The 23,990-nt window shown below is 31.2% G+C and carries 23 protein-coding genes; 9 read left to right on the forward strand and 14 right to left on the reverse strand.

The features are described from left to right. Positions 1-591 (reverse strand): LysE family translocator, encoded by a 591-nt coding sequence (locus tag ABXT63_RS05065; protein WP_415320499.1) that lies wholly within the window; start codon positions 589-591, stop codon positions 1-3. Positions 592-597: 6 nt separating this feature from the next. Then, complete coding sequence (locus ABXT63_RS05070) at positions 598-939, reverse strand: tRNA-binding protein (protein ID WP_415320500.1); 342 nt, start codon at positions 937-939, stop codon at positions 598-600. Between the two features lie 27 nt (positions 940-966). Between ABXT63_RS05070 and argE the strand changes: the two genes are divergently transcribed. Next, a complete protein-coding gene (gene argE, locus ABXT63_RS05075; protein ID WP_415320501.1) occupies positions 967-2,157 on the forward strand; it encodes an acetylornithine deacetylase in 1,191 nt (396 codons plus the stop codon). Here the strand turns inward: argE and ABXT63_RS05080 are convergent. The 6 genes from ABXT63_RS05080 to speB all read right to left on the reverse strand — a co-directional run bounded on the left by ABXT63_RS05080 (position 2,154) and on the right by speB (position 8,684). Further along, a complete protein-coding gene (locus tag ABXT63_RS05080; protein ID WP_415320502.1) occupies positions 2,154-2,648 on the reverse strand; it encodes an ureidoglycolate lyase in 495 nt (164 codons plus the stop codon). The genes argE and ABXT63_RS05080 overlap by 4 nt on opposite strands. Continuing rightward, a complete protein-coding gene (alc, locus tag ABXT63_RS05085) occupies positions 2,648-3,637 on the reverse strand; it encodes an allantoicase (RefSeq protein WP_415320503.1) in 990 nt (329 codons plus the stop codon). Before alc ends, ABXT63_RS05080 begins: the two co-directional genes overlap by 1 nt. Then, positions 3,637-4,539 (reverse strand): allantoinase PuuE, encoded by a 903-nt coding sequence (puuE, locus tag ABXT63_RS05090; RefSeq protein ID WP_415320504.1) that lies wholly within the window; start codon positions 4,537-4,539, stop codon positions 3,637-3,639. Before puuE ends, alc begins: the two co-directional genes overlap by 1 nt. 84 nt (positions 4,540-4,623) lie before the next feature. Next, complete coding sequence (locus ABXT63_RS05095; RefSeq protein WP_415320505.1) at positions 4,624-6,075, reverse strand: NCS1 family nucleobase:cation symporter-1; 1,452 nt, start codon at positions 6,073-6,075, stop codon at positions 4,624-4,626. A 192-nt stretch (positions 6,076-6,267) separates the two neighbouring features. After that, positions 6,268-7,704, reverse strand: coding sequence for an aldehyde dehydrogenase family protein (locus ABXT63_RS05100; protein ID WP_415320506.1), 1,437 nt, complete (start codon positions 7,702-7,704; stop codon positions 6,268-6,270). A gap of 20 nt (positions 7,705-7,724) precedes the next feature. Beyond that, complete coding sequence (speB, locus tag ABXT63_RS05105; RefSeq protein ID WP_415320507.1) at positions 7,725-8,684, reverse strand: agmatinase; 960 nt, start codon at positions 8,682-8,684, stop codon at positions 7,725-7,727. A 57-nt stretch (positions 8,685-8,741) separates the two neighbouring features. On the opposite strand from speB, the gene ABXT63_RS05110 reads away from it, so the two are divergent. From ABXT63_RS05110 to ABXT63_RS05145, 8 genes are all read left to right on the forward strand, one after another. Continuing rightward, positions 8,742-9,464, forward strand: coding sequence for a putative zinc-binding metallopeptidase (locus ABXT63_RS05110; protein ID WP_415320508.1), 723 nt, complete (start codon positions 8,742-8,744; stop codon positions 9,462-9,464). 3 nt (positions 9,465-9,467) lie between these two features. Further along, on the forward strand, positions 9,468-10,112 hold the full coding sequence (locus ABXT63_RS05115) for a peptidylprolyl isomerase (RefSeq protein ID WP_415320509.1): 645 nt from the start codon (positions 9,468-9,470) through the stop codon (positions 10,110-10,112). Between the two features lie 150 nt (positions 10,113-10,262). Further along, on the forward strand, positions 10,263-11,399 hold the full coding sequence (locus ABXT63_RS05120; protein ID WP_415320510.1) for an aromatic ring-hydroxylating oxygenase subunit alpha: 1,137 nt from the start codon (positions 10,263-10,265) through the stop codon (positions 11,397-11,399). Next, a complete protein-coding gene (gloA, locus tag ABXT63_RS05125; protein WP_415320511.1) occupies positions 11,392-11,811 on the forward strand; it encodes a lactoylglutathione lyase in 420 nt (139 codons plus the stop codon). The genes ABXT63_RS05120 and gloA overlap by 8 nt, the downstream gene beginning before the upstream one ends. A gap of 17 nt (positions 11,812-11,828) precedes the next feature. Next, a complete protein-coding gene (locus ABXT63_RS05130) occupies positions 11,829-12,224 on the forward strand; it encodes an AraC family ligand binding domain-containing protein (RefSeq protein ID WP_415320512.1) in 396 nt (131 codons plus the stop codon). Positions 12,225-12,244: 20 nt separating this feature from the next. Then, entirely contained in the window at positions 12,245-13,666 is a 1,422-nt protein-coding gene (locus ABXT63_RS05135) for a glutamine synthetase family protein (protein WP_415320513.1), read from the forward strand. Beyond that, the gene (locus tag ABXT63_RS05140) at positions 13,666-14,676 is read left to right on the forward strand and encodes an alpha/beta fold hydrolase (RefSeq protein ID WP_415320514.1); all 1,011 of its coding nucleotides are present in this window, start codon (positions 13,666-13,668) and stop codon (positions 14,674-14,676) included. Before ABXT63_RS05135 ends, ABXT63_RS05140 begins: the two co-directional genes overlap by 1 nt. A 101-nt stretch (positions 14,677-14,777) precedes the next feature. Next, positions 14,778-15,971 carry a primosomal protein gene (locus ABXT63_RS05145; protein WP_415320515.1) on the forward strand — a complete coding sequence of 398 codons (1,194 nt, stop codon included), beginning with the start codon at positions 14,778-14,780 and terminating at the stop codon, positions 15,969-15,971. On the opposite strand, the gene ABXT63_RS05150 is transcribed toward ABXT63_RS05145, so the two are convergent. The 6 genes from ABXT63_RS05150 to ABXT63_RS05175 form a co-directional block, all read right to left on the reverse strand. Beyond that, positions 15,968-18,190, reverse strand: coding sequence for a 3-hydroxyacyl-CoA dehydrogenase NAD-binding domain-containing protein (locus ABXT63_RS05150; RefSeq protein WP_415320516.1), 2,223 nt, complete (start codon positions 18,188-18,190; stop codon positions 15,968-15,970). The two genes, ABXT63_RS05145 and ABXT63_RS05150, sit on opposite strands and share 4 nt — an antisense overlap. A 55-nt stretch (positions 18,191-18,245) precedes the next feature. Then, the gene (locus tag ABXT63_RS05155) at positions 18,246-19,100 is read right to left on the reverse strand and encodes an ABC transporter permease (protein ID WP_415320517.1); all 855 of its coding nucleotides are present in this window, start codon (positions 19,098-19,100) and stop codon (positions 18,246-18,248) included. Between the two features lie 3 nt (positions 19,101-19,103). Further along, positions 19,104-20,351 (reverse strand): ABC transporter permease, encoded by a 1,248-nt coding sequence (locus tag ABXT63_RS05160; RefSeq protein WP_415320518.1) that lies wholly within the window; start codon positions 20,349-20,351, stop codon positions 19,104-19,106. Between the two features lie 79 nt (positions 20,352-20,430). Then, a complete protein-coding gene (locus tag ABXT63_RS05165) occupies positions 20,431-21,549 on the reverse strand; it encodes an extracellular solute-binding protein (protein WP_415320519.1) in 1,119 nt (372 codons plus the stop codon). Between the two features lie 124 nt (positions 21,550-21,673). Continuing rightward, on the reverse strand, positions 21,674-22,762 hold the full coding sequence (locus tag ABXT63_RS05170; protein ID WP_415320520.1) for an ABC transporter ATP-binding protein: 1,089 nt from the start codon (positions 22,760-22,762) through the stop codon (positions 21,674-21,676). A gap of 59 nt (positions 22,763-22,821) precedes the next feature. Further along, positions 22,822-23,988 (reverse strand): M24 family metallopeptidase, encoded by a 1,167-nt coding sequence (locus tag ABXT63_RS05175; RefSeq protein ID WP_415320521.1) that lies wholly within the window; start codon positions 23,986-23,988, stop codon positions 22,822-22,824. Between the last annotated feature and the right edge of the window lie 2 nt (positions 23,989-23,990).

The raw sequence follows: 23,990 nt of genomic DNA on the forward strand, positions 1-23,990 counted from the left end.
TTAGATGTAGAACCCTATTATACAAACAATAAGTAGCAATGACATAGCATAATTAAATCGTTTAATAAAATTATTATTTGTAGCAAATTTCCTTAAAAACTTACCTAAAAATGTCCACGAAGTGATACTTAAAAATGCCGTTACACTACAAACTACAATTACCCATATAGAGTGATTCAAATAGTTTTCTCCTTGTTCTACAAAATTTGAACTCAATGTTACTCCAGCCATTACTCCTTTTGGATTTATAAACTGAAAGATAAATTTATCAAAAAATTTTACTGGATTTTCTGTTTTCCCATCTGAGGAAATTTTTGAAAATGAAATTTTATAAGCTAGATAAATTAAAAAAAATGTTCCAAGAATTCTGATAATTTCCTGAATGATTGGATAATTTTTGAAAGTTGATATTAAAACAAAATTAATCAATATAATTAAAGTTGTATAACCAAAACCAACTCCCAAGATTAACGGTAAAGTTTTTCTGATACCAAAATTAAAACCTGAATATGCAGCAACAGCATTATTTGGTCCTGGTGTAAATCCTAAAGATAAAGAAATTCCTATTAATAATAATAATTCTGGATGCATAAGAAATTAAGCTATTGGAAGACCATTTTCAGATTCTTGTGATGGATGAAGTAATATCACTTTTCCCTCTTTATCAATTGAACCTAAAATAAGAACTTGTGAAACTATTCCTGCAATATTTTTTTCAGGAAAATTACAAATACCCACAACTTGTTTTCCTTTTAAATTTTCTTCATTATAATAATGAGTAATTTGTGCTGAAGACTGTTTAATTCCAATTTTTTTACCAAAATCTACTTCAATAACTAGGGAAGGTTTACGTGCTTTTTCATTTTGTTTTACTGAGATTACTGTTCCAACTCTAATATCTATTTTATCAAAGTCATCATAGGTTATTTGTTCTTTCATATATTTAATATATAATAGATGTTATTTATGAGTACAGAAAATAGTTCAGATCAATTATTTAATAATTCAGTTAAAATTTTAACTGATTTGATTAGCTTCAAAACAATATCTGGAGAAGATAATAGCTCTTTGATTAACTATTGTGATGAAATTCTAAAAAAACTTGGTGCAACATCATTTAAAACTTATGATGATGAAAATAAAAGAGTTAATCTTTTTGCAACATTGAAAGCTAAACAACCAAGTGGGAAAAAACCAATAATTTTATCTGGTCATACAGATGTTGTCCCTGTTTCAAAAGGATGGAGTACAGATCCATTTGTTGCAACGATAAAAAATGACAAACTCTTTGGAAGGGGCGCTTGTGATATGAAAGGTTTTATTGCTTGCACATTGGCATTTGCTCCAATTTATGCAAAAGCTAATTTGGATAGGGATATTCATTTTTCTTATACCTTTGATGAAGAAACTGCCTGTATAGGAGCTCCAATTTTAATTGAAGAATTAAAAAAAAGAGGAGTTAAAGATGGTATTTGTATTATAGGTGAGCCAACAAATATGAAAATTATAGATGCTCATAAAGGATGTTATGAATATACAACTTATTTTGAAGGGTTAGCAGGTCATAGTTCTGCTCCGCACAAGGGAGTTAGTGCTGTTGAATATGCCACTAGATATGTAAATAAATTAATAGAATTAAGAGAAGATCTTAAAAAAAGAGCTCCTAAAAACTCAATCTTTGACCCTCCACACTCAACACTTTCTATAGGTGGAATTTTTGGTGGCATAGCACACAATGTAATTGCAGATAAATGTCATGTTAACTGGGAAACAAGACCGGTGGTTAAAGAAGATGGTGTATTTTTAAATTCAGAATTAGACAAATATGCTAATGAAATACTTTTACCTGATATGAAAAAAGTTTTTCCAAATTCTTCTATTAGAAAAAATATAATTGGTGAAGTTGTAGGTTTTGATAGAGATGAAAAATCCAATGCATGTGAATTAGTTTCAAGTCTTACAGGTGACAATACTAGAGAGGTAGTTTCATTTGGTACTGAAGCAGGTTTATTTCAAGAAATAGGAATAAGCACTGTTGTATGTGGTCCAGGATCAATTGAACAAGCTCATAAAATTGATGAATTTATAATTCTTGATGAATTAAAAAAGTGTTTAAACTTGCTTGATGGCATTAAAGCAAAATCAATATTAAATTAATAATTTAATACCACTTCTTCTTTATTCAAATTTTTGATAACTAGGTTGTCTCCAGAGCCTTTTCTATCAACAACTAAAAAATTCATATCTTCTGTGGCTATTAAAGGAAAATGCCAAGTACCCGGATTATAATTTATACCTATTCCTGGTGGAACAATAAAAGCTTCAGCTTCACTTAGATTGGGTTTGCCTCCTTCGGGTGCAACAAATACAAGAAAAGTGGTTTCTTTCATCGGTACAAAAGCCTGGCTGCCCAAAGGATGTTTCTCCATCATATCAATTTTCATTGGAAAAGATCTCTTTAAAGCAGAAAAAATACAGATGGTTGTTTCTCCATTATCTTTTGAAGTATTTAAATTTGCTATACCATCAAAACGCTTCGCATAACCTTCGTTAATTTCAAGTGGTTTAATATTATCTGTAGTAATCACATCTCCAAATTTTGAGAAGTTTTCTTTAGTAATAAGTTTAGGATTAACTGTAATTTTCATTAGATTGATTGGCCAAAAATTTTAAACCTAGAAATCCCACCGTCTGGGAAAATGTTTATTTTAATATAATTAATCTTATTATTTTTCATTAACTTGTTGCTAAACTTGTGAGTTTTGTTTGCAGACAGATTAACTTTCTTTAACAAAAATTTCCATTTATTTGAACTTTTCACAATATTAGATGAAGATTTTTTATTTGGTATATAAGCAGCCTGCAAAGAGCAATGACTTGGATAATTACCTTTAAAGTGGTGCGTTGATATTTCAATTTTGTCAATTTTTTTACCTTTAATAGAATTTAATATTAACCAATCAAAACCTTTGTCTCTTCTTCTTCTTGTTTCCCAACCATCACCCATATTTTTAGCCTTTCCAGGTGCTAATATATTTTCAGCTTTTCCAAAATGTTCGTTGTTACAAGCTATAACAGAAGCACCATTTAATAATGATGCTAGGTTAATTTTTTTATTTTTAAAATTATTATTTTCTTTTGAAATATTTCCATAAAGTTTTAATCGCGCAACACCTCCATCTGGAAATATATTTAATTTAATATGTGTAAAAACTGTTTTTGAAGATGAGTTAAAAATATGGTGACTATTTGCTTTTGTTTTTTTTTTGTTAATTAAAGTCTTCCACTTATAGTTTTTAAAATCATTTAATTTTGAATAACAGCCTTCTAATGAAACCATTGCTGGTTGGTTTCCATTAAAATGCGAAGTATCAATATCAACTTTACTAATTGAACCTGGTTTACCTAGTTTGATAATTAAATAGTCATGCCCAGAAATTCTTTTTCTTCTAGACTCCCAGCCATCCATCCATTTACCATTTTTATCAAATAGTCCATCTTTAAAAATTGGTGGTAGAGGGTCGATAATTCTATTTGCAGAAGCAAAAAAATCATCTGTTTTAAAAATTACTTTGGAGCCTAATCTAGGTTGAGCTAAATCAATAAGTCCATTTGTAAAAATAATTTTTTTTGACATTAGTTAGAGTAGTTTTTAATCCAATGTTTGGCTATATCAATTCTTTTACATATCCATACATCTTCATGTTTCGTTATGTAATCTAAGAATCTTTTTAAAGATTGAATTCTTCCTGGTTTTCCAATTAATCTACAGTGTAACCCTACAGACATCATTTTTGGATTTGTTTTACCCTCTTCATATAGAGCATCAAAGCTATCTTTTAAGTATGAAAAAAAATGATCGCCCGTATTAAATCCCTGATTAGTTACAAATCTCATGTCGTTATTATCAAGTGTATAAGGAATAATTAATTGTTTTTTTTTATTTCTAACTTCCCAGTAAGGTAGATCGTCACTGTATGAGTCACTATCATACAAAAAACCACCATCCTCAAAAACTAAATCTCTAGTGTTTGGGCTACATCTACCAGTGTACCAGCCTTGTGGTCGCTCACCAAATATTTTTTTGTGAGCTTGGATAGCAAGCTTCATATGCTTTTTTTCTTCAGATTTTTTAATATTTTGATAATCAATCCATCTCCAGCCATGAGATGCTACTTCGTAATCTGAATTTTTTATAGCTTTACATATTTCAGGGTTTTTTTCTAAAGCCATACCAACTCCAAAAATTGTTATTGGAATTTTTTTTTCTTGGAAAAGTTTATGTATTCTCCAAAATCCTCTTCTAGAGCCATATTCATAAAGAGATTCCATATTAATATGTCTCCCTTTTATTGGTTGAGCACCTATAATTTCTGATAAGAAAACTTCTGATTGTTTGTCGCCATTTAAAACACAATTTTCAGCACCTTCTTCGTAATTTAAAACTATTTGAACTGCTAAGCGAGCATTATTGGGCCACACAACTTTAAAATCGTTATAGCCATATCCTACCATATCTCGATTATTTTTTTCAGACATAAGAAATTATAATTTAATTTAAGAGGGTAAACAATACCCGCCGCACGAATGCGACGGGTCTTTTATTATAACTATAGAGTTATTTTATGATCTTTTAGATATAGCTAAGTGAACTACAGCACCAAGTGATGCTCCAATTATCCAAGCATATCCTCCACCACCACCTAAGTTAGCGAAGAAATCATCTAAACCTAAAATCAAGATGTTTGGCCATACAGAACCAACAGCAATGTAACCTGATAATATCCAAGCTAACATTCCCTTATAGTTGAATCCACCATTGTAATGATATTTTCCTTTAGCACTATCATCAAACAATGCATCTACATCAATTTTTTCTTTTTTGATGATGTAGTAATCAACCATCATGATACCAAATACTGGTGCAAGAATTGCTCCAAGTGTATTAACAAATGGAAATAAGCCCATTTGTGTAATAACGGCAACCCACATACCACCAATAATAAAACCAAAACCAGCAGTGATTAATCCACCAGTTTTAAAGTTAATTTTACTTGGCATTAAATTGGCTAAGTCATATGCAGGAGGTATAAAGTTTGCAACCATATTAATACCAACTGTCGCTGCAAAAAATGCAAATGCAGCAATAATTGTTAACCCTAAGTTGTCTACTTTAGCTACCATCTCTGTTGGACTTGACACATATTCACCAAAAATTGCGATTGTTCCACCAGTGATCATTAAAGTAATAAAAGAGAATAAAATTACGTTTCCTACTAATCCCCACAGGTTACCTTTTCTCATTTCATCTTCATTTTTAACAAATCTAGCAAAGTCACCAAAGTTAATTACAACTGCAGCAAAATATCCAACCATAATTGAAAAAACAGCTACGAAGGCTCCTATTGTTCCTAAACCTTCAAAGCCACCAGTTCGTTCTCCACCAGAAAATATAGTGCCTACTTCTGAAAAAAGTCCTCCACCAGCTTTAACCCAAATAACAATCATTAAAAAAATCATTACCGCATAAACGGCTGGTCCTGCAAAGTTTAAAAACTTTTTGATAAGATCTACACCTTGCCAAAACAGATAAACTTGGAATGCTGACACAAATATGAAAGAAACCCACATTACGCCTGTCATACCGAGAAGCATAACTTCACCTTCCATTCCTGTAACACCAGTAATTAAAAGCGCTACTGCTGTTGATGCAGCATAAGTTTGAGCTCCATACCAAAACATTGCAACAAGACCTCTAGCCATTGCTGGAAAGTTTGCTCCAAATACACCCATACTCACACGAGCAAATACTGGATATGGAATTCCATGTTTTACACTTGGTTTGCCTGAAAGATTGACTAGCCACATTATAAAAAATCCTGCAAGAATTAATGCAGCAAATACAGCCCAACCATTTAGTCCTGATGCTAAAAATAATGATGCTGCCAAAGTATAACCAAATAAACTTTGAACATCATTAGCCCACACGTTAAAGATTTCAAACCATCCCCAATTTTTTTTACTACTTGGAGTTGGAGCTAAATCTGAATTGTAGAGTTTTGACGATCTACTCATATTATTTCTCCTTATTGTTTTTGTTACTCTTATTAACTGTTAATAAGCTATGGTAACTCTACCTGTGACATTATGGATTAAAAGTGCTGTGTAAAGAATAAAATGGTACAACCTTAGGTTTGCAAAATTTACCATTTAAAATAAGGTTTATTTAGTTATTAAAAACCTAATATGAACATTAACTGAGGCTAGTTAATCGTTCCAGCCACTTACTACTTTAACTTCTAAGTATTCTTCTAGGCCTAATTTTCCAGCTTCACGGCCAATTCCTGAATGCTTATATCCACCAAATGGAGCATCGGGTGCTAAGCCAGCACCATTAATATCAACCATTCCTGATCTTAATTTTCTAGCAACTCTATTGGCTTTTTCCTGGTCTTGAGTTTGAATAAAATTTAAAAGTCCATAAGGAGTGTCATTAGCTATAGCGATAGCCTCTTCTTCAGTTTCAAAAGGTATAATTGATAAAACAGGTCCAAATATTTCTGTTCTTGCAATTTCCATTTTGTTGTTAACGTCTGCAAATGCAGTAGGTTTAACAAAATAACCTTTGTCTAATCCTTCTGGTTTACCAGTTCCACCAGCAACTAGTTTAGCACCTTCATTAATACCAACTTGAATTAAAGCTTGGATTTTATCAAATTGAGCTTTTGAAACTACCGGACCAATATGATCTCCTTCTTTCGTTGCAATATCAACTTTCATTGAGTTAGCAAAATTTTTTACTCTTTCTACAGTTTCGTCATAAATAGATTTTTCAACCAGCATTCTTGTGGGAGCATTACAAGATTGTCCTGAATTTCTAAAACATCTTAGAGCACCTCTTTCAACGGCTTCTGCGTCTGCATCTTTAAATATAATATTCGCCCCTTTTCCACCAAGTTCAAGACTAACTCTTTTAAAATCATTTGCTGCATTTTGAGAGATTAAAGCACCTGCTCTGGTAGATCCTGTAAATGAAACCATATTTACATCAGGATGACTTGTTAATGCATTTCCTGTAACAGCACCATCTCCATTAACTAAATTGAATACACCTTTTGGTAATTTAATTTCATCTATCATCTCTGCTAAAATCATAGAAGATAATGGAGCTATTTCAGATGGCTTAAGCACCATTGTACAACCTGCAGCGATAGCTGGTATTACTTTTAAACAAGTTTGATTCATCGGCCAATTCCATGGAGTAATTAATGCACAAACTCCTTTTGGTTCATGTAAAATGTTATTATTAAGAGCATGTTCTCCTAATTTTGCTTCAAACGTATATTCTTTTAAAACCTTTATATAAGATTTTATATGACTAGCTCCAGTTCCAGCTTGCAATTGAGTTGAAAAATTAATTGGTGCTCCCATTTCAAGGGTTATAGCCTTAGCCATATCAGCCCATCTTTTTTTATAAATAACATATAAGTCTTCTAAATATTTTAATCTCTCTTCTTTGGTTGAAAATGCCCATGTTTCAAAAGCTTTAGTTGCTGCACTTACTGCATAATTTACATCTTCCACTCCACCTAAAGATATAACAGCACACTCTTCCTCTGTTGAGGGATCTATTACTTTGAGGTCATTTGGTTTTTTTGGAGAAACCCAATCACCATTGATATAAAATTTTTTCCTATCTAACATTTTGAGAAACTATCCTTTCTTTATGATTTTGCAAATAAATTTGTTAGCTCATAAACAATGGTTGCTGCAGCTAATGAAGTAACTTCAGCGTGATCATAAGCGGGAGAAACTTCAACCACATCTGCAGATACTAGATTTAAACCTGATAGCCCTCTTAAAACATTAACCATCTCTCTTGTGGTCATACCAGCAATTTCTGGAGTTCCAGTTCCTGGAGCAAAAGCTGGATCTAAGACATCTATATCTATTGATAAATATAGAGGATTGTTGCCTACTCTTTTTTTAATCCTTTCTGCTATTTTGTCAGTTCCTTCTGTTTGAAATTCATCACAATGAATTATCTTAAATCCAAAACTTTCATCATTTTTAATATCATCTCTACTATAAAGTGGTCCTCTAATACCAACATGCATTGAAGCATCATCTAAAAATAAACCCTCTTCTCTCGCTCTTCTAAAGGGAGTTCCATGGGTGTATGGAGCACCAAAATAAGTATCCCAGGTATCTAAATGTGCATCAAAATGCACTAAAGCAACTGGTCCATTACATTTCTTATTAATTGCTCTTAACAAAGGTACTGCGATTGTATGGTCTCCACCTAAACTAATTATACCACCAACTTTATTTAACAAATCTGTTGCTCCAGCTTCAATCTGTTTTATCGACTCATCAATACTGAAAGGATTACAAGTAATATCACCAGCATCAGCAACTTGCTGTACTTTAAAAGGTTCAACATCATAACTTGGATGATAGTTTGTTCTTAAGTGTCTGGAAGCTTGTCTAATACTCATTGGTCCAAATCTAGCTCCAGGTCGGTAGCTGGTACCAGCATCAAATGGAATTCCAACAATAGCTACATCACAACTTTCAACATCTCTTAATTCTGGTAGTCTTGCAAATGTAGATGGCCCTGCAAATCTTGGGACTTTAGTCCCACTAACAGGTTGAATTGGGTTTTTATTTCTATTTTTTTTCATTTATAAATAAAATGTACCACATTCTTTGGGAATGGAATATATTCTATCTTTAGAATTATGAACCTAATTAGAGCCTTTTTATTATTAATTATTTTTATTACCCCACTAAAAGCTAATACCATTTATAATCTCATCAAAATACCCAATCTAGAGATTTATGAAATAAATACTAAAAATAAACTTAAGTATTTTTATGCTACCAGACCTTTTAGGCTAGGTACTCAAAAAAACATTGTTTGTTCAGATTCAAATAAGAAAGATTTAGAGATAAAATATAAGATTATTCATAAAAATTTTAGTAAATATTCTTATACTTTTTTAAAAAAAATTAATCTCAAATATATTGTTATGTGTGAAAATTTATCAATTTCAGAATTATATACAGCTGGTATTCCAGATAACGTTATGAAAACATTAATACTGGATATTAAATTTAATGAAGATTACTTTGAAAGAGTAATCCATCATGAAGTTTTTCATGTAATACATCTTCAGCACAAAGAAGTTTTTAATGAAAAAGAATGGATGGATTTTAATAAAAAAGGTTTTCAATATGCCGATTGCTCAACATGTACTGACAAAATTGACCTTAATACGTATATTAATACAGATGGATTTTTAACAGAATACTCAAAGACAACACCCTCAGAGGATATGGCAGAAGTTTTTTCACATATAATGTTTGATATAAATATTCCTAACAATGATTCAATTCTTCAAAAAAAAAAAGAATTTATAATAAAAAATATATTGAAGGTGGATAAAACTTTCAAATTCTAGGAAATGATAAAAGAAATTAGGGCCTCCATATCTGAAAAAATTCTATTAATCTTTTTAATTTTCCTAGCAATATTTTCTTTGACTTCTTATATGGTTATTAAAAATAAATGTTTATTTGTCAAAAATTATAATCCAAATGATATTCAATTTAGCAATCCAGAGAATATAGCAATACTTAATGCTCCATGTGGAAATGTTATCATAGAACTTTATCCAGATGTGTCTCCAAATGCAGTTGAAAGGTTTAAAACATTAATAAGAGCTAATAGATATAATGATGTTGCTTTTCACAGAGTAATTGAAAATAAATTAATTCAAGCTGGAGATTTAGAGTTTGGTAGAAAAAATAGTTTAGATTATGGAAAAATAGGAACGGGTCAATCTGGATTAGGAACTATCAATTCTGAGTTAGAAGGTGAATTTAACTTCACAAAAGGAAGTGTTGGTTTAGCTAGAACTTTTAGAAATAATACAGAAGATAGTCAATTTTTTATAATACTTGATGATGAACCATTGTATGAGAGTGAATATACTCCAGTTGGTAGAGTTATTTATGGAATAAAAGTCTTAAATAAAATTAAATTTTCAGATAATTCTGAGTATATTCTAAGACCTGATTTCATTAATAGCTTTAAAATGCTCAATTAAATCATCTAAAAGTAGTTTAGTTACGTATTTTAATACTCTTAATTTCTTGTTCCAATTTGCCAGTTCTCTAAAACTATTTTTATTGTAAACTCCAATTTTCTCAAATAAGGTTTTCAATATATCAACAGAGCTTATTTAAAAGAACAGTAGATGCCTAAAGAGAGAAACTTTACCAAGATTAGAAAGCCTAAAAATTTAAATACTATATATGGACTACCTCCAGAATCTTATACTGATGATGGTTTTTGGAAAAAAGAATGTAATACAGTTTTATCTGATGATTGGTTGTTTGTTGGTCTAGTTCATGAACTTAAAAATCCTGGTGATATAATTCCTTTATCCGTTGCAAGTAAACCTATATTTCTTGTTAAAGATCTAGAAAACAAAATTTCTACTTTTCATAATGTGTGTAGTCATCGATGTTTGAAACTGGTTGATGAAAAAAAGAATGTAGGAAAAATTATTAAATGTCCTTATCATGCATGGAGCTATAATTTAAATGGACAATTAAAGGCTGCACCACATATAGGTGGTACAAATCAACATAAGCCTGAAGGTTTTAATTTTTTAGATCATGGATTAAAGCCAATTAGAACTCATATTTGGCATGATTGGATTTTTATAAATTTTAATGGAAAGGCAAAAAAATTTGAAGAATATGCTAAACCACTTATAAAAAGATTTAATGATATTGATTTAACAAAATTAAATTATGTTGCAACTTTAGATTTTGGTAAAATAAATACTAATTGGAAATTTCTTATTGAAAATTTTATTGAACCTTATCATGTTCAATTTGTCCATAAAACAACAACAAATCAACCCTTAAAGGATCATTACACCTTTGTGGATGGCAAGTGTTATGGAAGTGGTGTTGATGTGGAGCAAGAAGATGAAAAAAATTATAGTGCTTTATCTGTTACCTCAAGATACTTATCACTTTTTCCAAATTTTATAATGGGTACTTATTTTCCAAATCAAGTTGGTGTTTATTTAAATATTCCTATAAGTCCAGGCGTAACCTCACAAAAAAGAATAATCTATACTATAAATAATAAAGTGATGACTAAAAAAGAAATTAAAGCAACTAAGGATATTTGGTGGAGTGTTCATAAAGAAGATCATGAAATGTGTGAAAGATTACAAGAAGGTAGATCTTCTCCAGCATCTAGTAATGGTGGACTTTTATCTCCTGTATGGGAAAAAGGAGTTCAAGCATTTCAAAAACTTATAATTAATTCTATTAAAAGATCTTTTAAAATAACCACAAAGGTAAAAAATGTCTAAAGAAATTAACCTGGAGGGTTACAGACTTGCTCATACTATGATCAGAGTTAAAAATTTAGAAGCGTCTTTTGATTTTTATTGCAAAACTTTAGGGATGAAAATTTTAAGAAAAACAGACTATCCAGAAGGGAAATTTACTAATGCTTTTATTGGTTATGGTCCTGAAATAAAATCGCCATGTCTAGAACTAACCTGTAATTGGGATCAAAAAGATGATTATGACAAAGGTAATGGATGGGGACATATTTGTATAGAAACACCTGATGTTTATAAAGCTTGTGATGATCTTGCAAAATTAGGCATAAATATTACCCGTAGACCAGGTCCTATGAAGCACGGAACTAGAATAATAGCCTTTTGCGAAGATCCAGATGGATACAAAGTTGAGTTAAATGAACCAGTAAAAGTTTAAATAGAAAAGGAGTATAAATGTCAAAAAAACCACAATTATATAAATTTAAAGATATTGAAAATAGACTTCATGCTTTAGAGCCAGGAAAAAGCTATATTAAGCCTTTTGTAACCAGCAAAGTGAGTAACACAATGTGTGGAGGTTTAAATTTTTTAAACAAAGCTTCTATACCATGGGATTTAACTTGTGATGAAATCATCTATTGTATGACAGGAACTTTTCGCCTTACATGTAATGGTGAGTCTTATATTTGTAACCCTGGAGATGTGCTTTATATCCCAAAAGATAATCATATTGCTTACGAATGTGACGAAAAGTGTGTAATATTTTATGCTGCTTATCCTCATGATTGGAAACAACAAGCTGGTATTACATTCGTACCAGGAATAGACCCTGAAGATATGCCACAATAGTAAAGCTAAAGGAGGTTAGTATGAGTAAGGATGAAAAAATTTATTATGAAAACTTTAAAGATGCAGTTGAACGTAATAGAAAAAAAATACCTTCTGTTCATAAAAGATTAAAAGCTGCTGGTGTAAAGTATGTTTTATCCAGTTGGATTGATCTCCATGGTATACCAAAATCAAAGCCTGTACCAATGACTGATTTTGAACCATTATGCCTGGGTAAAGGGCCTCAGTTTGCTGTTCATTCAATTTCTTTTGTACCTGAGCTTACCCCTGCAGACTCTGATCAGGTCATGTTACCAGATTTAGATGCTGTTTATATTTGTCCATGGGACACTACTACTGCTATTATTTTTGCAGATCTTTTTTGGGAAGATAAACCTTACAATGTTTGTCCCCGACAAGCTTTAAAGCGTGCTATGCAAAAAGCCCAAGATGCTGGCTATAAAGGAATGGCTGGGATAGAGCCAGAATTTATTGCAATGAAGTATGATGAAAATGGTGAGCCAGTCAAAGCCATTGATAATGATCCAGCTAAAGGTATCAGGCCTCGACGGCAGGCTTTTGGTTACGATGTAGAACACACATTAGATTCAATGCATTTTTTAAAAGAACTAATAGATATTTTAAATGATCTGGGCTGGATGATACATGATGTAGTTGCAGAGGGAGCTTACTCTCAATTTGAATTAGATTTTCATTATACAAACCTTTTAGAGATGGGAGACAGGTTAGTTTTCCTTCGAATTCTTTTAAAAGAAATAGCTAAAAAAAATAATATGTTTATTACCTTTATGCCAAAACCTACTATAGGTGACTGGAGGTCAGGAGCTCATATTAATTTTTCAATGGTAGATAAAAATGGAAAAAATGTATTTGATGGTGGAAATAAATGGTCTAAAGAATTGATCTTTGCTGTTGGTGGATTAATGAAACATGCTGAAGCAATAACTTCCATTACGTGCTCAACTGTAAATTCATACAACGGATTAGTGCCAAGAGTTGGTGGTTTTGAAGGTGGAACTGTAACTTGGGCTCCAACAAACATTACTTATGGACATAATAATAGGTCTGCACAATTTAGATTACCTCAAAATAGATATTGTATTGAAAATAGAGCAGCAGATATGACAATGAATGTTTATCTTGCACTTTCGATGACAATTTCAGCAGCAATTGAGGGAATTGAAAATAAGATACATCCAGGAGAGCCTACTGATCAGGATTTATACAATATGTCTGAGAGTGAATTTAAAAAACTTGGAATTCAAAGACTTCCAAGAAATTTATTAGCTGCAATTGAAGCTCTCAAAAATGACAAATTGACTGATGAAGTTTTGGGTCCCGTAATGAAAAAATCGTTACTTGCCTATAAAAATGATGAATGGGAAAGATATCATCAGGCAGTTACAGATTGGGAAGTAAAAGAGTATCTTAGACTTTATTAATGAAAAAATATCAGGAGTTTAACTTAGGAAATGTTAAACTTTTATCTGGCAAGATTTTAAAGTCTGCTAAATTAGTTTATAAAACTTATGGCAAACTTAATAAAGAACAATCAAATGTAATTGTACTTCCAACCTTTTATACGGGTACTCATATTCGTAATGAAGGTTTTATTGGAAAAAATAGGGCAATAAATCCGAATAAATATTTCATTATTTCAATAAATATGTTTGGTAATGGTCTTTCAACCTCACCAAGTAATAGTGATAAATTACAGCATGGTTCTCAATTTCCCAAAATAACACTTTGGGATAATATTTATTGTCAGCATAAATTAATAAATGAAAAACTTAAAATAAAAAAAATTGCATTAGTGACTGGTTGGTCTATGGCGGGTTGCCAGTCATATCAGTGGGCAGCTCAATATCCTGATATGGTTAAATCAATTCTTCCTTTCTGTGCATCTTCAAAAACCTCAACACATAATCATGTATTTTTAGAGGGTGTTAAGGCCGCATTAATAGCAGATGTAAATTGGAATAAAGGCAAATATAAAAAACAACCTATTGCAGGTTTAAAAGCCTTTGGGCGTGTATATGCCGGTTGGGCATTCTCTCAAGATTTTTATAGAAAAAAACTTTATAAGAAATTTGGTTTTACAAACGTAGAAGATCTACTTAAAAATTGGGCTAACGATCATGCAAAAAATTGGGATGCTAATAACCTTTTAAGTAAATTAAAAACTTGGCAGTTAAATGATATTAGTAAAAATCCAAAATATAAAGGTGATTATATTGGTGCGCTTAAATCAATAAGAGCAAAAACAATTTTAATGCCATGCAATCAAGATTTATATTTTAGAACAGAAGAAAATAGATTTGAAAAAAGATTTATTAAAAAATCATTATTAAGGCCTGTAGACTCACCTTATGGGCATTGTGCAGCAAATCCAGGTAATGATAAGAATTTTCAAAAAAAATTAGATCAAAATATTGCTGAACTATTAACTTAGTTAAATAAACCAATAAAAAAAACAGTACTAAATTACAGGTTGTACCCAATATAGACACTATAAAGCTTTTTGTGTGAAGTAAAATCAATCAAACTACATGTATGAAAAATCAGCTTAAGAAAGAGCTTAAGAAGATCAATATAGACAGTAATAATTTATTTAAAAGCCCATTAAAAATTCTAAAAAAAATAAACTTAGATAAGCTTAAAAAAATCAAATCATTTTCTTTAACTGAAAAATATAAAGATTTCAAAAAAAATATTAATCAAAAAAAACTAAATAGAATTAAGTTATTAAAAATAGAAAAAATTAAAGAATTAAAAAAAGAAAAATTAGAACAAGAAAAACAAAAGATAGAAGAGATAAAGTTAATTAAACAAAATGAATTAAAGCTAATTAAGGAAGAAAAACAAAGAATAGAGGATCAAGAAAAAATAAAAATAAAAATCATAAAACAACAACAACAAATTGAAAGAAAAAAGATTAAACTTGAAGCTCAAAGAATCAGAGCTGAAGAACAAAAACTAAGAGATGAAGATGAAGAAAAAGCAAGACAAGATGATTTAAAATTAAAAGAAGAAAAACTAAGATTAGAATTTCTTGAAAAGCAAAGAATAAGACAAGAGCAGCAAAGGGCTAAAATTGAAAAAGATAAATTAACGTCTCTTGAAAGACAGAATGCTCGTGAAGCTCAACAAAAAGCAAAAGATGAGGAGGAAAAATTAAAAGAAATTGAAATTGATAAACAAAAAAAAGATGAGCAAAGATTAAAAGAAGAGGAACATAAATTAAATTATCAAAAACAAAAGCTTGATGAATTGGAACAAAATATCAAAAAAATTGAGGCAGAGAGATTAAGAGAAAAAGAAATTAAAATATTAAAGGAAGCTGATGAGTTAAGAGAAAAAGAGAACCAATTTAGACTAAAAGAAAAATCAGAAATAGAAGAGCTCAAAGAATTACGAATAAAAGATGCCAATCACAGAAAAACAGAAGAAGATTTACAATTAAAAGAAGAAGAAATAAGATTGGAAAACCTAAGAGAAAAAAAAATAACTGAAGCTCGGCTTCTTGAGGAAAAAAGAGTAAAAGATGAAGAAGAAAGAATAAAAGAATGGGAAAGGAAATTTGATAAGGAACAAATAGAAAAAGAAGAAGAATTGATAAAGAAATTTAATGACCAATTAATTAGAGAAAAAGAAGAAAATGAAAAGATAATAGAATTTAAAAAAGAAGAAGTTGTAGAAGAAATAATAGATAATGAGATAAAGAAAAAAGAAGATGAAAAATATTAGTTAATTAAAGGTTTTCCTGTTGCTAATGTATGTTTAATTCGATCTTGAGTTTCTTTTTTTTCAATTAGTCTCATGAAAGCGTCTAATTCTAACTTAAATAAATCATCTTCTGATAAAATTTTATTAGTAGTTGTATCTCCTCCACTCAAGACATGAGCCAATTCCTTTGCAACTGTAACACCATGCTCACGAATTATTTTTTCATTGTAAAGTTTTTCTACAATTTTATTCATTTCTATTAAAACTTCTTTTCCTGGGAGATTAAATTCTGTCTCTAAAGGAGCTTTAAATTCTTTATTACTATTTAAGATTTTTTTTGAAACCTCTAATAAACTATTTCTATTCATTATCTTTTTATCTTCAGGTTTTAAGTATTTTAATGGTTCTGCCTCAACTGGTGAAGTTGCAGTTTTTCCATAACCAATAATATCAAATACTTTAAGAGGAGCGTAATGAGGATCTTTTTTAGCTTCATCTGTATCAAGCCACCTTGCTAACATTTCCTTACATCCCCCACCAGCCGGTATTAATCCAACTATTGTTTCCACTAATCCAACTACAATGTTTGTATGTGAAGCTACAAAATTACTTTGAACCATAACTTCAAATCCTCCACCAAGTGTTAATCCTGATGGTGCAGAAACAACTGGGTGATTGGAATACTTAAGGTGTTTGCAGGTTTCTTGAAAATATCTAATAAATTTTTCTATAGATTTAAAATCATTCTTATTTGCAAAATCCATCGTATAACTCAGATTTACTCCAGCAGAAAATTGCATACTTTCATTTATTATAATTAAAGGTTTATCTGTAGCTTTTTTTAAAGCATTCATTGAATCATAATCTAGCGCATTTGCTTTAGTTGTAAACTCGACAATATTAAAATCATTAAATCTATATATCTGAGCTGAGCTATTTCCATCTATACTTAATGCTTTCTTTTTAACTTTTCCAAATGTTTCTATGTCAGTATATTTTTGTCTAGATCCATAAAAATCTTGATTTCTGCTTTGAAATAGATTTTCTAAAAAAACATTTCCTTTAAAGTCATCGATCTTATCAAAAAAAGTTTCAACTCCGATCTCCTCCAACATTTCAAACGGCCCTTTAGTCCAATTAAAGCCTAACCTCATTGCTTCATCGATATCATTAAAATCTTTTGTAATTGATGGAACTAAAGAAGAAGCATATTTAATAATCTTAGAAATAACAGACCAGGCATACTCACCATACTTGTCTTCTCTTGAGATTAATTTTTTAAGATCAACTTTATCTAATTTAATATTAATCTTTTTACTTGCTACATATTCTCCAGTTTCAAGATTAATTGCTTCCATGACTTTAACCTCGCCAGTTTTATTAACCCGATAAAACCCTCCCTTGCCTTTTCGACCTGTGTATCCAGTTTCTATTAAGGTTTTTACTAAAGGAATTTCTTTTGCAACTATTTGAAAAATATCATTTTCTGATAATTCTTTAATAAAACTTTTTAAAACATCAGCCATTAAATCTATGCCAATTAAGTCATAAAGACCAAACACACCTGTTTTTGGTATACCCATTGGTCTTCCAAAAATTGCATCCGCTTCTTCTATGCTAAGTTTCATTTTAAAAGCCTCAGTCATTGCAACTTGCATTGCAAAAACACCTATTCTGTTTCCTAAAAAACCTGGAGTGTCATTACAAATAATTGCACCTTTTCCAAGCTCTGTTTCACAAAAACTTTTTAAAGCGTTTATTTTATCTAAATCATTATTTTCATTTTTAACTATCTCTAATAGCCCCATGTATCTAACTGGGTTAAAAAAGTGAGTAATGCAAAAATCTTTTTTTTCCTCTTTTGATAAATATTCAGATAAAACCTTAATAGGTATAGATGATGTATTCGAAGAAACTATTGCACCTTTTTTTCTTTCTTTAAATATTTTTTTATAGATATCATGTTTGATATCTATTCTTTCAACGACAGCTTCTACTACCCAATCTGCCTCTTTAACCTCGTCAAAATTATCTAAAATATTTCCTACTTTAATGTTGTTTATTTTTGACTTATCTAACAAAAGTGGAGGCCTTGATTTGTGAATTTTATCTCGTGCTTGCTCACTTATTTCAGTTTTTAAATCTAGCAAGGTTACTGGAATATTTGCATTACATAAATGTGCAGCAATACCACTACCCATAGTGCCTGAACCAATAACTACTACTTTTTTAATTTCCATAAGATTTTAAATTGAACGGACGTTTATAATAAAAAAAATTAACTTAGTAAATAAATTACCTATTAATTCCTCTTAGTCTCTCAGATCTTCTTCTTAAAAGCTCTGCACTCACCAGTATTAAAGTGGACATTATAATTAAACATGTTGCCACTGCCATTATTGTTGGACTTAGCTGTTCTCTTAGACCAACCCACATTTGAATTGGAATAGTGGTATTTTCTAATCCTGCTAAGAATAATACTACTACAACTTCATCAAAAGAAGTTACAAAGGCAAATAATGCACCAGAAATAACACCTGGTAAAATTAATGGTAATGTTATTTTCATAAAAGTATTTACTGGATTACTTCCCAAACTTGCAGCAGCTCTTGTAACGCTATGATCAAATCCTGTTAATGTTGCTGTTACTGTAATAACTACAAATGGTGTACCTAAAATAATATGTGCTAAAATTATTCCTGTATGTGTTGCAGCCAAACCTACTTTTGCCATGAAGAAAAATATTGCAGTTCCTGAGATAATTAAAGGAACAATCATTGGTGATATCAATAAAGCCATAAATGCTGCTTTGTAAGGCATATGCCTACTACTTAAACCTAATGCTGCAACTGTTCCAAGAATTGTTGAGCCAATAGTTGCAAAGAAAGCAATGATGATACTATTTTTTGCAGCAAGTCCCCATGGGTTTTTAGTTCCATAGATCATGTCTTCATACCATCTCAACGAAAATGCATCTGGATCAAGTGCTAACATTCCTTTGGAAAAGTGAATGTATTGCTCAGCATTAAATGAAAGAGGTAAAATTATAAACAATGGTGCAATTAAAAAGAAAAATACTAATCCACAAATGGTTAAATATGTGTAGTGCCAAATTCTATAATTCCATGCTGTATAATTTGGTAATGACATAGTTTATCCTAGTTTAATATTATCTATTCCTACTAATTTATTATAAATCCAGTAAATAGTTAAAACGCCAACCAACAACATTGTGCCTAATGCAGCTGCAAATGACCAATCTAAAGAACTTTTCATATGATAAGCAATTGTATTACTAATCAAAGAACCACTTGCTCCTCCAACTAATGCAGGAGTTATATAATAACCTATTGCTAAAATAAAAACTAACAAGGATCCAGCACCAATTCCTGGAACTGTTAATGGAAAGTATATTTTTCTAAATGCTACAAAAGGTGTTCCACCCAAAGATTTTCCAGCTCTCATCAAGCTTGGAGATATTGTTTTCATTACACTATAAAGCGGTAAAACCATAAATGGTAATAAAATTTGAGTCATTGCAACAAAAGTTCCAATTACATTATACATTAATTCTGGCCTAGCATCATTTGCAGCAAAACCAAGCCATACAATTAAATCATTAATTGGGCCTTGCTGTTGAAGTAAAACCATCCAACTTGAGGTTCTAACTAAAAGCGATGTCCAGAATGGAAGAAGTACACATATCATCAATAAATTACTGTATTTCATTGGTAATGTAGCTAATAAGTATGAAATTGGATAAGCAAGAATGAAACAAAATATAGTTACCCAAAAAGCAACTTTGAGGGTTCTTAACCATAGTATTTTATGAATTCTTCTGTCCTCTGGTTGTTCCACTATACTACCATTTTGATCATACTTTAAATCAACACCTTTTAGATATTTAGCAAAAGTCCAATTGGGTGCAGCATTCTTTAAAGAAACCAAGTAATCATTTTGACCCCATCTTTTGTGAACTTCTATAAACTGTTCTTTATAATTACCTTCTTCAAATTTTCCAAGTTTTCTAACTGTTTTTTTTATTAAGCTACTAAATCCACCTTTTTCATAATTCAACCTTGCTATAATCTTACCGTAAGTTTTAGTTTTTTTTAAATAAGCCAAATCCTCATAAAGTGCGGCATAAACTGGCTCTCCTGGGAGATCTTTGCCATCCCATTTTTCAATCGCTGTAAAAGTATTTGGTAGCATTTGAGTGATCTTACGATCATCAATACTTCTAAATAACATATCTCCTATTGGAAATACGTATGTAATTATAAGAAACAGGAATAATGGTCCCACAAGCATTACAGCTTTAAACTTATTTTTTCTTTCAGCCTTCTTTAAACTGATCTCTAAAGGTGTTCCGTCTGATGATAATATTTGTTCTGTACTCATATTTTAAAAATTCTTAAAAAAAAGGGCGGTTATTTTGTAACCGCCCTAAATTTTATTAAAAGTTTAATCTATAATTAAATTACAGACCAGCTTTCATAGCTTCCCATTTTTCACCAATTTCATCCTGGTTATCTGCCCAGAACTCAGGGTTCATAAGAATGTAGTTTTTAGTATTAGCTGGTGCTGTAGGCATGTGTTGTACCATGCTTGTCTTACCATCTTTATACCAAGGCTCTCCAGCTTCCATGATAGCAATTGAAGATTTTCTCCAAGGAGCGTAAGCAATATACTTAGCACTTCCTGCTAGACCTTCAGTACTTGTCATTTCTCTAAGAACTTTCATAGCTTTACCGTTAGCATCGTTAGGTCCACCTTTAACCATAGCGAAATACTCATAGTCAAGAATTTGTGCATCCCATACTTGTACAATTGGAGTTCCTTCCATTTGTGCATTAAAGAATCTTCCATTCCAACCAGTAGCCATAACAACTTCACCATTAGCTAGTAGTTCTGGTGGCTGTGCTCCAGCATTCCAGAATACACATCCGCCTTTTGGATCTTCACAAAGTGCTTTAATTTTAGCTATCGCTTTATCAACTCCACCGTCAGCTGCAAGTTTATCATAGATCTTAGAACCACCTTTACCAGCTTTTGTACCCATAGCTGCTTGTGCTATTTCTATACTAGACATTGCACCTTTGTAGATAGCTCTTTTACCAGGAAACTTTTTAGTATTAAAAAAGTCTTTTACTGATTTTGGAGTACCTTTTACGTTGTTCTTGTTGTAAGCAAAGTTCCAAGAGTATAAAATGTTTCCTACAGCACATTTAGAAGGCATACTTGTAAAGAAGTCATCTGAAGCTTTTGTTCCATCTGGAGCAGGTGCGAAGTCTTTATCGAAATCGAATTCAACAAAAATACCTTCGTCACAGCCAATGATAGTGTCTTTTGCATACACATCAATGATGTCCCAAGTGATTTTTCCAGCTTCTTTTTGAGCTTTAATTTCAGATAATCCACCTGTGTAGTCTACCCAATTAACAGGTATACCTAACTTAGCTGCAGTAGGATCACCATAACCTAACTTTTGACTTTCAGTATAAGCACCACCCCAAGACACTACAGTAACTGCAAATGCTGAAGTTGTGATAGATAGTACAAAAGATAGAGCAAGTAATAATTTACTTAATTTTTTCATTTATTCTCCTATTTAACGTTAACGTTTGTTATTTTATAAAGTGAAAGTAAAACAATATAGGCTCAATGAGTCAACAGCCAATTAAGGCTAATTTGCCTTTATTTCTTAGGATAATCTTTAAAATTTATTTAGGATCTAAAGCTCTACAATCAATACTGTTCCAGCCAATATTAAGTACATTGCCTTTTTTAAGATCTAACCTTGCAGTGCTATTTGGTATTTTAAGGATAAAATCTTTATTACCGAGTAAATCAACTCTAAGTCTTGTGTGATCACCATGGTAAATTATTTCTTTAATTTTACCTTTATGATTGTTATCCATTTTATCTGTAGGATCTATAATTGCTCTTTCAGGTCTTAGTGAAACTTTAGTTTTATCACCTTTTGCTTTTACAGCAACTGGATTTGCTAAAATTTCTGTACCATCTTCTAATTTTACTTTGCATTTATCTCCTGAAATATCTGCAACCTGACCTAAAAATTTATTATTTTCTCCAATAAATTCAGCAACAAAAGAATTAACTGGTTTTTCATATAATTCATCAGGGCTTGATAACTGCTGAACTTTACCATCATTGAAAACTGCAATACGGTTTGACATTGTTAAAGCCTCAGTTTGGTCGTGTGTAACGTAAACAACTGTTACACCAATGCTTTCATGAATATGTTTAATTTCATATTGCATGCTTTCTCTTAAATTCTTATCTAATGCTCCAAGCGGCTCATCCATAAGTACTACCTGTGGATCAAAAACTAATGATCTTGCAACAGCAACACGTTGTTGTTGTCCACCAGATAATTGCATCGGCATTCTTGCTTCAAAACCGTGTAGTGAAACCATTGATAAGGCCTTATCAATTTTTTTATCTGCTTCATCTTTTGGAATTTTTCTCACTCTTAATGGAAAAGCTAAATTCTCATAAACAGTCATATGAGGGAACAACGCATAGTTTTGGAATACCATTCCTATTCCTCTTTTGTGAGGTGGAATATTTGAGATAACCTTACCATCTAAATAAATTTCTCCGTGAGTTGGAGTTTCAAAACCAGCAAGCATCATTAAACAAGTTGTTTTACCAGAACCAGAGGGTCCCAACATAGTTACAAACTCACCTTCTTCAATGTCTAGATTCAATCCTTTAACGACTAATATTTTACCATCGTAGCTTTTGTCTACATTGTCAAATTTTACAAATTCTTTATTTTTTGCCATATTTTCTCCAGGAGATTTAAAACATTTGTTAGCTTATTTATCAAGTTTTTTTATTTTAACTACTTAATATGAAGATCTTTTGAAAAATTACAAAATAACTCACATCCTTTGTCAGTTATTCGTATTGCTTCTGACGCTTCAACACCCCACCCTCCAAATTGCATTACAGCAATCATATGAAAAGTAACATTTGGTTCTAATATAGTCATATCACCTTTAGATATATTAAGGGTATGCTCACCCCAATCTGGTGGATAACCAATTCCTATTGAATAACCAGTTCTAGAAGTTTTTTCTATTCCGTATTTATCTAGAATTTTCCAAAAAGCTTGAGCAACATCATCTGCAGTTTGTCCAGGTTTTGCTGCATCTATTCCAGCTTGAAGAGCCTCATTTGTTTTATTCATAGTATCAATTTTCATTTGATCTGGTTTTCCAAGTAAAACAGTTCTTGCCATTGGGCAATGGTACCTTTGATATACCCCTGAAAGTTCAATAATTGTAGCCTCACCCTCAACAAACTTATCTTGTGTTGCTGTTAAATGTGATGCTGAAGTACCTTTTCCTGTTGGAAGTAGCGTTGCAATACTTGAATATTCACCACCAAATTCTGGAGTTCCATAAAATAATGCTTTTTGAATTTCACCCACCGCATCACACTGTCTGACACCTGGATTTATCACATCAATTGCCGTTTGCATTCCTTTTTGAGAAATAAGTGCAGCTGACTTCATAAGCTCTATTTCAGTATTTGACTTTACAACACGCACCCAATTAACCAATCTTTCAGAATCTTTTAATTTTGCATTTGGTAATCCTTGTTTTATTTTTTCATAACAATATGCTGTAAAATAATGGCTATCCATCTCTAAGCCTATTGTAAGACTGTCCCACTTTTTTTCTTTAATAATGTTTACAAGATTATCGTAAGGGTGAAGTGGCCATGTATGAATATATTTTTCATCATAAACTAAAATATTTTCATTTTTTAAATAACTTTTTATATAGGCCCCACCTGAGTCTTGCTTTCTAACCCAACACAATGGTTCTTCAGCATTTACATGAACTACTACTGCTTGTGCATAATAAAATGACCAAGCGTCATATCCTGTAAGATAATTCATATTAGCTGTGTCGTGAGAGATTAGTAATTCTATACCCTTATCTTGCATAGATTTTTGAACTTTTTTTAATCTAAACTTGTATTCTTCTTTACTAAAATTCATAT

It is taken from the genome of Candidatus Pelagibacter sp. Uisw_092 (assembly GCF_047729545.1).
Taxonomy (GTDB): domain Bacteria; phylum Pseudomonadota; class Alphaproteobacteria; order Pelagibacterales; family Pelagibacteraceae; genus Pelagibacter.